The organism is bacterium (genome assembly GCA_026708015.1).
In the GTDB taxonomy this organism is placed as follows: domain Bacteria; phylum Actinomycetota; class Acidimicrobiia; order Acidimicrobiales; family Bin134; genus Poriferisocius.
In genome coordinates this window covers 25,996-34,765 of the sequence record JAPOVT010000017.1, presented here as the reverse complement: position 1 = coordinate 34,765, position 8,770 = coordinate 25,996, and the positions used below count along the sequence as shown (strand labels likewise).

The 8,770-nt window shown below is 63.6% G+C and carries 9 protein-coding genes and 1 other RNA gene; 4 read left to right on the top strand and 6 right to left on the bottom strand.

The genetic code is table 11. The features are described 5' to 3' along the window. The first annotated feature begins 232 nt into the window (after positions 1–232). Positions 233–862, top strand: coding sequence for an NYN domain-containing protein (locus OXG30_03565; GenBank protein ID MCY4133977.1), 630 nt, complete (start codon positions 233–235; stop codon positions 860–862). A 114-nt stretch (positions 863–976) separates the two neighbouring features. On the opposite strand, the gene OXG30_03560 is transcribed toward OXG30_03565, so the two are convergent. Further along, on the bottom strand, positions 977–1,567 hold the full coding sequence (locus OXG30_03560) for a metallophosphoesterase (GenBank protein MCY4133976.1): 591 nt from the start codon (positions 1,565–1,567) through the stop codon (positions 977–979). Between the two features lie 290 nt (positions 1,568–1,857). On the opposite strand from OXG30_03560, the gene OXG30_03555 reads away from it, so the two are divergent. Together OXG30_03555 and OXG30_03550 are read left to right on the top strand one after the other, a co-directional pair. Further along, positions 1,858–2,601: a metallophosphoesterase gene (locus OXG30_03555; protein ID MCY4133975.1), complete on the top strand. Its 744-nt coding sequence runs from the start codon at positions 1,858–1,860 to the stop codon at positions 2,599–2,601. Positions 2,602–2,751: 150 nt separating this feature from the next. Beyond that, the gene (locus tag OXG30_03550) at positions 2,752–2,970 is read left to right on the top strand and encodes an AlpA family phage regulatory protein (GenBank protein ID MCY4133974.1); all 219 of its coding nucleotides are present in this window, start codon (positions 2,752–2,754) and stop codon (positions 2,968–2,970) included. Positions 2,971–3,153: 183 nt separating this feature from the next. Here OXG30_03550 and OXG30_03545 read toward each other — a convergent pair whose 3' ends face one another. The 4 genes from OXG30_03545 to smpB form a co-directional block, all read right to left on the bottom strand. Beyond that, positions 3,154–3,375, bottom strand: coding sequence for an AlpA family phage regulatory protein (locus OXG30_03545; GenBank protein ID MCY4133973.1), 222 nt, complete (start codon positions 3,373–3,375; stop codon positions 3,154–3,156). A 236-nt stretch (positions 3,376–3,611) separates the two neighbouring features. Beyond that, positions 3,612–4,772 (bottom strand): integrase arm-type DNA-binding domain-containing protein, encoded by a 1,161-nt coding sequence (locus tag OXG30_03540; protein MCY4133972.1) that lies wholly within the window; start codon positions 4,770–4,772, stop codon positions 3,612–3,614. 140 nt (positions 4,773–4,912) lie between these two features. After that, positions 4,913–5,301: a transfer-messenger RNA gene (ssrA, locus tag OXG30_03535) on the bottom strand. A 40-nt stretch (positions 5,302–5,341) separates the two neighbouring features. After that, complete coding sequence (gene smpB / locus OXG30_03530; GenBank protein ID MCY4133971.1) at positions 5,342–5,857, bottom strand: SsrA-binding protein SmpB; 516 nt, start codon at positions 5,855–5,857, stop codon at positions 5,342–5,344. A 62-nt stretch (positions 5,858–5,919) separates the two neighbouring features. Between smpB and era the strand changes: the two genes are divergently transcribed. Beyond that, complete coding sequence (era, locus tag OXG30_03525; GenBank protein ID MCY4133970.1) at positions 5,920–6,858, top strand: GTPase Era; 939 nt, start codon at positions 5,920–5,922, stop codon at positions 6,856–6,858. A gap of 15 nt (positions 6,859–6,873) precedes the next feature. Here the strand turns inward: era and OXG30_03520 are convergent, their stop codons facing one another. Then, on the bottom strand, positions 6,874–8,757 hold the full coding sequence (locus OXG30_03520; GenBank protein MCY4133969.1) for an ATP-dependent DNA helicase: 1,884 nt from the start codon (positions 8,755–8,757) through the stop codon (positions 6,874–6,876). Between the last annotated feature and the right edge of the window lie 13 nt (positions 8,758–8,770).

Genomic DNA, 8,770 nt, shown 5'->3' with positions numbered 1-8,770 from the left:
TTTTCCATCAATGACATGGTTACCTCCTAATCGAGGTGACCGGCCAAAGGGGGGACGCTCAGGAGCGTATGGTTGGCTGGCGGCTGCTGGCGGGTTGCGGTGCCCTATCTCCACTATGAGAAACAGCCCCGACCGAAGTCGGGGCCGTCGGGCCGGGGCTGCTCACCCCGGCGGGGTTGGCTCCATCCTATTCGCTGAGCGAGACGACTGGTCAAGTATTGTCGTTCGAGTCATGCGCGCTGAACGGGCCATTGCATACGTAGACGGCTACAACCTCTACCATGGAATTTGCGATGCGCGGCTTCAAAGCTCCCGGTGGCTCGACTTGAGGGAGCTGTCAAAATCGCTTCTCAAGCCTCAGCAGCGTCTAGTCCTCGTCCGCTATTTCACCACCATGGTTCGCAACAATCCTCCAAAAGCCGAGCGCCAGTCCACCTTCATTGAGGCATTGCGGGCGCGTGGTGGGATAGAGGTCGACTTCGGCCATTTTCTCTCGAAGGCTATGAGGTGCCCCGACTGCGGGAATGAGTGGGTCAAACATGAAGAGAAGAAGACCGATGTGAACATAGCCGTACGCGTACTTGACGATGCCTTCGATGACCGCTTCGATGTGGCGATGGTGGTTTCAGGCGACAGCGACCTTGTACCCGCAATCGAGTCCATACACACCCGTTTCCCCGACAAGCGAATCATCGTGGCATTCCCTCCAAGACGCCACTCAGCCGAGCTGAAGCGAGTCGCCAACGAGAGCTTCACGATTGGGAAAGGCAAGATTCGATCTAACCGTCTTCCCGATCCGGTAATAACACCCGAAGGCATCGCCCTTCAAGCACCACGGGGATGGCTGCCAGCATCCCCATGACTTCAAGCCTGCACTAGAGCTCCAACGGGCGGCCTGGTTGTCGGCGAACCGGATGTCCCACCCGCCCTTCTCCGGGGGCGGGGCCACCCGGTCTTTGCGCTTGGGGATCGGCGCTCAGGCGGCCGGCATGGGAACGGGCCCTCCCGACACTGAGGCGATGGGCTCGGCCAGCCGGCGGTGCAGGTCGGGGTCGGCTTGGACTTCGGCGGTGGCCTTCCAATCCCACAGCGAATAGGCGAGCGGCGCTGCGCGACCGTGCGCGCCCTCAGTGCCTCGGCCACGTCTTTGAGCATGGCGTCCATGTCGTCCTCGTCGAGGTGGGCCAGCCAGCGCAGTCCGTCCATCGATCCGATGAATTTCTCGGTCTCTGAGCGGACTGCCGGACGCTCTGTGTATCCCGCCGATGTGGTAGTAGTCAGCTCGTTCCCAGCGGTGGTCTTTGTTGCCCTGCCAGCACCGGTCATGGTTACCGGGCACAAGGATCTTTTGGCCTTTGAGGCGGGCGACGTGGCCGGCAAGTCCCTGAGTCTTGCCGCCCATCACCAGGTCGCCAAGGATCCATACCTCGTCGCTGTCGGCGACCAAGTCGTTCCAGCGGGCGACCATCTCTTTGTCCATGGTGTCAGCATCGGGGAAGGGACGGCCGCAATATCTGATGATGTTCTCGTGTCCGAAGTGGTGGTCGGAGGTGTACCACCTGCTCATCGGATCACAGTCCCATCTCCGACAGTGAGTGCGCCAGCGATTTTCCCGTGCCAACGGACCTCACCTGGCACACCACAACCTGCGCGAAATCCCAGGGTGGTTCCAAGGGCCTTGACAATCCATTCAAGGGCGCGGGAGCAAGACGGTGATTCGGATGATTCCCAAGCCGTGTTCTCAGAAACCCAAAGTAGTAATTGGGTCGCTGGCTAGTAGAAAGGGGAGAGAGGTCGAAAGGTTCGGCGATGGCTTCTGGAGCTCTTCCTAGTCCGGTAGGCAAGCGCGTCGCGCTTGTGGGTGATACGCATGCGAATGCGGTGTGGACGAGGCGTGTCATCGAGGAGTTGGCAGTCGACGGCGTGGACATGGTGGTGCAACTCGGTGACTTCGGGTGGTGGCCGCAGACAGCGTTCGCCAAGAAGGTGTCTCGCGCCGCAATCATCGCGGGGATCACGGTCTGCTTCTTGGATGGGAATCATGAGGATCACGAGCATCTGCGGTTCCACGCCAACTTGCGCAATCCCGACCGCAGCCCCGGCGATCCGGTGGAGATGTACCCTGGGTTGTGGTACTTGCCGCGGGGTTGCGCGTGGGAGTGGCACGGAGTGCGGTTTCGGGCGCTGGGCGGTGCGTTCAGCATCGACCATGGAGCGCGGACGCCGGGCTACGACTGGTTTCCGGTCGAGGAAGTCCCATCGCTGGCTGACGCGGAGCGGGCGATCAACGCCGGGCCCGCCGATGTGCTGTTGTGCCATGACCATCCCGCGATCGGCTACCGGCTCCAGGGGTGGCGGATTCCAGAGGCCGACGAGCGGGCATCGTTTCAGGTAAAGCGGATGCTGGCTGAAGTGGCCGAGGCGATCCGCCCCAAGCTAGTAGTGCACGGCCACTGGCACCACGCCTATGACATCCAGCGCGACGCACTGACTGTGAAGGGTCTCGACTGCGACGGCACCGAACGGGCAGTTGCCTTGTTGAATCTCGGCACGTTGGAGACTCAGGACTGGGAGTTGCCCCAGCCTGCTTGTCGAAACTGAGTCCACAGGATTGACAGCAAGTAGAGGCCAAGGCCACAACTTGCGCTGTCGCTAAAGGCAGCGACTATTTCCGGCGGCGGGGAGCTTGCGACCGGGCTCAGATGGGCTTGCGACCGCTTGCGACCGGTGCGGTATCGCACTCTGGTGGGCATGAATACCGACATTCGAGAACAGCACAACATCCTATTGACTCGCCGACAGGTCGAGGCCCGCTGCGGGCTGTCAACAAGCTCGATCTACCGCCTCATGCGCGAAGGGTTGTTCCCTGAGCCCATCCGCATCGGCCGCCGCGCCGTGCGTTGGCCTCAATTGGAGATCAACGCGTGGCTCGCCACACGCCCACGTGCAACCGGCGACCGGCCCATTTGAAATCTGCGGCCATTTTCCGCTAGCAAGACATTTTGGAATGGCGCCTATGAGCGCGGCGGCCGAGCATCGGTGACGCACAGGGCCTTTTTCTCCTTGAGCTGCCTGGGCGCGTGCAGGCGGCGCTCATTGCCGCATCGCCCATACCAAAACCCCTTGAGGGAAGGCGGAGGGTCGAAGAAATGCTCAGGAGCTTGCCAGGTCACCGGTGGCGCGGGGCCTGGTGGCGAGCCATTCGTCAATCTCCGACGCATACCAACGCACAGCGCGCCTGCCGACCCGGATCGGCTCAGGGAACAGCCCATCGCGCATGTACCTGTAGATCGAGCTGGTGGAAGGTCGACAACGCGATTCGACCTGTCTACGGGTCAATAGGATCGCGGCTGGTTCTCTAAAACTGCTGGTCATACCTGTATCGTGCCCAGATAAATCGGGAAAGTGGCACGAGTCCTTTTGAACTTTTTGAAGTCGAATTGTCAGGATTGCTCGATCGTTCCTCGACGTTCTCTTGCTCGTTCCAGGCAAAGGCTCTGTTGAGTCGCGACAGAGCCAACTCCGCGGGCCCTTCCTCTAGATCTCCCACTTTGCGGAGGTTGTAGCCGCGGATGCAGGGGTCCAGTTACCCGAGGGGTGCAGCGTTCGCCTCAGTCGTTGGGTTGCTCCACGAAATCGGCCCACTGCGCCATCAGGTTTCGACGCCGGTCTAGAAGGCTGCTTCTGACGTATGCCTGCTCAACGTCGTTTCCCAGGGTGTGGGCCAAGGAGGCTTCTGCGACCGCCCAGGGCGTGTCTGTTTGCTCTAGAGCCCAAGTCCTGAAGCTTGAGCGGAAGCCGTGAACAGTAGCCCGTTCCGCTAGACCGGTGTCGCGAAGGACCTTCGTCAGCGTCATGTCCGAGAGCGGATTGCCAGGTTTGAGCGGAGATGGGAAAACCAGTCCGAAGCCATCGTTGAGCCGTTTAGCTCGAACGAGGACCTTCAATGCTGCGTCGGATAGAGGGACGCGGTGCTCCGCGCCGTTCTTCATGCGTGATCCGGGTAAACGCCACTCTTTCTCATCGAGGTCAATCTCGGCCCAAGTTGCGCCTCGGGCTTCGCCGCTTCTCGCCGCTGTCAGGATCAAGAATCGGAGGCAGTACCTCACGGCCAATGAGGCTTGAGATGACTCGACGATGGCCAGCGCCTTGGGGACTTCTTGATAGGGGAGCGCCCGCAGGTGATTCTTGACCTTGGGCATGGGGGGCAATGCGCCGTCGATGACCTCGCCGGCGACGTTTCGGTCGATATATCCATGGGCCATGCCCCAGCGCAGCACGGTGCGAATCCGCTGACGGACACGGCGGGCCGTCTCGGGTCGAGTTGACCAGATCGGAGTCAAGACGCCAAGGATGTCGGATTGCTGGATGCGGTCTAGGGGAATTCCGCCGAGAATCGGCATGGCATACGTTTCCAGTGATTGAAGCCATGATGCGGTGTGACGGGCATTGCGCCAACGCGGCTTGTTGGCTTCGTGAACTGTCCTTACGGCCTCACGAAACGTCGGCATAGCAGCTCGGCGCTTCTCCAACAGTGGATCATGCCCCTCAGCAACTGCCTGGCGGTTGTCAGTGGCGCGGAGACGTGCCTGGGCGAGGCTGACCGTCGGGAAACCGCCCAAGCCGATATCTCGGCGACGGCCATCGATCATGATCCGCTGCACCCACGACTTCGAGCCGCGGGGTGAAACGGTAAGGTAGAGCCCGTCGCCATCGCCGTATCTCCCTGGTTCTGAGACGGTTTTGACTTGGGCGGCGGTGAGTTTCGGCATCGTTCTATTCCCACAAATTTTCCCACATTATATGTGGGAAAATACAGAAAAATGCAGGAATGTTCAACCATATGGATTCTAATGGTCCTGCTGTTGACCAGGTATTTTGAACGATTATAGCAATCTAGAGAGACTTGGGGAAGTGGAGCTGGGGGGAATCGAACCCCCGTCCGCTGGGCGAGATCTGTCTGCGATACGACCATTCCCGGTGTGTGGCGTCGATGGCAGCCGCGTCGCCGGGTCGGGTGGCCCCCGTTAGGGGGCCCGCCACCGGGTCTGTTCCCCGGAGCCAGCGGTCTTTCCCGCCGTCAGTGGTCTGTCCCTACTGTCTCCACCGCTTCTGTTGCCGGGCTGCGGTGGACTGGCCCCGCGTGCCGTTACCGGTCGCGGTTCTTCTCTTGGCCAGAATGATCAGGCTGCGAGAAGTTCACGGTCATTGCCGTTTAGTTGGTTGCCCCGTTTTGCGAGTCTGAGCAACTCGGGTCGCACAGCGCAGCCCTCGGTCCCAGCGTCGAAACCGATCAGCCCCGTGTGCACTTCTTGTCAAGGTGCCCTGCCATGATACCGGCTCACTCTGATAGCAATCCCCTGGATTTGGCCGCTCGGCCCATCTCGTGGCGGGCTTCTCGGTGGGCGTCTTGTTCGGCGATGGCTTGGCGCTTGTCGGCTCGGCGGCGGCCTCGGGCTATGCCGATCAGCACCTTGGCCCGGCCCTGCTTGAAGTAGAGCGATAGGGGCACCACGGTGAGGCGGTCCTGTTCGAGGCGGGCCTTGATGCGGTTGAGCTCGCCCCGGTGCAACAGCAGCTTCTTGGGTCGGTCGGGGTCGTGGCCCGCGGCTCCGCTGGCATGGGAGTAGGGGGCGATGTGCAGGGATTGGAGCCACAACTCACCGTCGGCCATGCGGGCGTACGACTCGGCCAGCGTCACTTTGGACTCCCGCAGCGACTTGACCTCGGAGCCCTCCAGCACCAGGCCGGCCTCGTACTCGTCGAGGATCTCGAAATCCCGCCGGGCGCGGCGATTGGTGGCCACCACTTTGGTGCGCTCCTGCTCGCTATTGGGTCCCGGCTTGGTCCCGGCCATTTGCTCACGGTACCCGGGCGGCAGGGGCAGGACGCTGGCAATTGAGAGGTAGCCTGGTCGGCGTGGCCGAGCAGGGAGACACGTCGACAGATGGGGCGGTCGGCGGCTCCGAGGGTCACAACCCCTGGGAGGGCTTCCGGTCGGGATTCGTGACCCTGCTGGGCCGGCCCAATTCGGGCAAATCCACCCTGCTAAACGCCATCGTGGGCACCAAAGTGGCCATTGTGTCCGACAAGGCCCAGACCACTCGCCACGCTGTGCGCGGTGTGCTGCACCGCGACCAAGTGCAGGTGGTGTTCGTCGACACCCCTGGCATCCACAAGCCCCGCACGGCACTGGGAGAGCGGCTCAACGCCACCGCGGCCGACGCCGCCGACGATGTGGACGTGGTGTGCTTGTGCATCGACGCCACCCGTCCGCTGGGCCGGGGCGACCGTTTCATCGCCGAGCGGCTCAGCCCCGCCTCCATCGTGGTGGTGACCAAGACCGACGCCGCCCCCCGATCGAAGGTAGTGGCCCAGCTGGCCGCGGCTGGCGAGTTGGGGTTTGCCGAGTACTTCCCCACCTCGGCCCGCACCGGCAAGGGGGTGGACGCTTTGGTGGATCGGCTGTGCGAGCTGATGCCTCCCGGCCCTCCGCTGTACCCGCTTGAAATGGTGCGCGACATGCCTGAGGCCCGCTGGGTGGCCGAGCTAGTTCGAGAGCAGCTTCTGGCGGTGACCCGAGAGGAACTGCCCCACTCCATCACCGTGGCGGTGACCGAGTGGGAGTGGCCCCGCATCAAAGTGGAGATCCTGGTGGAGCGGGAGTCGCAGAAGCCCATGGTGATTGGCAAGAAGGGCTCGGTGCTCAAGCAAGTGGGCACCGCAGCCCGAGCCCAGCTTCCCAAGGGTGTGTTCCTCGAATTGCACGTGGGCGTGGAAAAGAACTGGCAGCGCCGCCCCGAGATGCTCGACCGCTTTGGCTACGGACCGGGCTCCATGGCCAGCCCCGATCTCTAGGCTCCGATTTGTGGGTCAGACCCCGTCGCGGATAGACCGCAGCAGAGTCACGGCCCGGTCCCGCTCGGCGGTGCGGGGGAACTGGGGCAGGGCGCGCACCAGTTCCCAGCGGTACCCGGCAGTGGCCATTCGGGAATCCAGCACCGCCACCACGCCCCGGTCGTCGCCCCGGCGGATGAGCCTCCCCGCGCCCTGGGCCAACCGGGTGGCAGCCCGAGGCAGGTCCACCAAGCGGAAGGCATCGCTGCCGTAGCGCTCCCGGCGGGCCTTCAATAGGGGATCGTCGGGCCGGGGGAACGGCAGCCGGTCGATCGTCACCAGCGATAGCGACTCGCCGGGCACGTCGACCCCCTGCCAGAAGCTCATGGTGGCGAACAGACAGCTCTCCACCTCGGTGGAAAAGCGCCGCAACAGCTCGGGCTTGGGCAGGTCGCGCTGGGTGTAGATCTCGAAGTCGAGCAGCTCGCGCAGCACCTCGGCGGCCCGGTCCATGGCCCGGTAGCTGGTGAACAGGGCCAGTGTCCGGCCTCCGGCGGCCTCGATCAGCGCGGCCAGCTCTTCATGCAGGGCTGGCTCGTAGCCGGGGTTGCGGGGATCGGGCAGGTGCTTGGCGCAATAGAGAAGGGCGTTGGCCTCATAGTCGAACGGGCTGCCCACGTCGATGGCTTCGTGCTCGTCGGGGTGCAGCCCCAGCACCTCTCCCAGATTCATGGGAATGGTGGCGCTGGTCAGAACTGCGGTGGTGTGGTCCCAAAGATGCTCGGTCAACAGCTCGCCGAGCTGGATGGGGGCGATGCGCCACGCGGGTGCTGACTCGGTTCCCGACACCCAGGCCACCTCAGCGGGTGTGGCCTCCACCGCTCGGGCCAAGTCCTCAGCCAGGGCGCCAGCAGCCAGCATGGCCCGCAGCTTGCGGGGGGCGACATCACCGGGAGCATTGTCGGGCACCCCTCGCAGTTCGACGAGGGCCTGTTCCACCCGGCCCCGGGCCACGATGGCAACACGCTGGAGCTCGTTGGGCAGCGGGGAGGGCAGCGGCTTGTCCCTGAACGGGGACAGGGTCTCCCGCAAGAGCACGCCGGCGTCCTCGAGGTCGCTGGCGGCGGTCGATTCGGCCACCACGGCCCGGATGCTGCGGGCCAGCTCGTCGAACCGTCCCCCAGTCAAGGAGAGTCCCGCGGTGTCGGACACGATGTCCTCCAGCCCGTGGGCCTCGTCGATGACCACGGTGCCGTGCTCAGGTAACAGCGAGGTGTCGCTGAATAGGTGCAGGCAGTAGAGGTGGGTGTTCACCACCACTATGTCGGCGGCATCAGCCTGGTGGCGGGCCTTCTCTGCGAAGCACACCGGACCCGACGGGCAGCGTTGCGCCCCCGGGCACTCGCGGCCCGACACACTGAGCGCATCCCAAGCCGCGGGGGAGGGCTCGAAGTCCAACTCGGCTCGGTCGCCGGTGTCGGTTCGCCCGGCCCATACCGCCAGCCGGTTGATCTCCGCCTTGGGACCGTCGGCAATTTCCAGGCTCAACTGGTCATCTTGGAGGTGCTCATCCAATCGCTGGAGGCACAGATAGTTGGACCGGCCCTTGAGCACGGCAAATCGCAGCGGCCGCCCTAAAGCCTCGGCGAGCTGGGGGAGGTCCTTGTCGACCAACTGGTCTTGGAGGGTCTTGGTGGCGGTGGCCACCACCGAGGGGCCCTGACCCAAGACTAGAGGCACCAGGTAGGCCAGCGACTTGCCGGTTCCCGTGCCGGCGGCCACCACCAAATGTCGCTCTGATCCCATGGCTTCGGCCACTGCATGGCACATGTCCCGCTGTCCGGGCCGCCGCTCGCCCCCTCCGTCCAGCGACGAGACAGCCGCTTCCAGGGCCTCGTTGACGGTGGCGATTTCCGGCATCGCCTCGACGTTA

Coding starts and splice junctions, on each gene's coding strand:
- OXG30_03565 (MCY4133977.1), top strand. CDS start 233: ATGCGCGCTGAACGGGCCATTGCATACGTAGACGGCTACAACCTCTAC.
- OXG30_03560 (MCY4133976.1), bottom strand. CDS start 1,567: ATGAGCAGGTGGTACACCTCCGACCACCACTTCGGACACGAGAACATC.
- OXG30_03550 (MCY4133974.1), top strand. CDS start 2,752: ATGAATACCGACATTCGAGAACAGCACAACATCCTATTGACTCGCCGA.
- OXG30_03545 (MCY4133973.1), bottom strand. CDS start 3,375: ATGACCAGCAGTTTTAGAGAACCAGCCGCGATCCTATTGACCCGTAGA.
- OXG30_03540 (MCY4133972.1), bottom strand. CDS start 4,772: ATGCCGAAACTCACCGCCGCCCAAGTCAAAACCGTCTCAGAACCAGGG.
- smpB (MCY4133971.1), bottom strand. CDS start 5,857: ATGGCCGGGACCAAGCCGGGACCCAATAGCGAGCAGGAGCGCACCAAA.
- OXG30_03520 (MCY4133969.1), bottom strand. CDS start 8,757: ATGCCGGAAATCGCCACCGTCAACGAGGCCCTGGAAGCGGCTGTCTCG.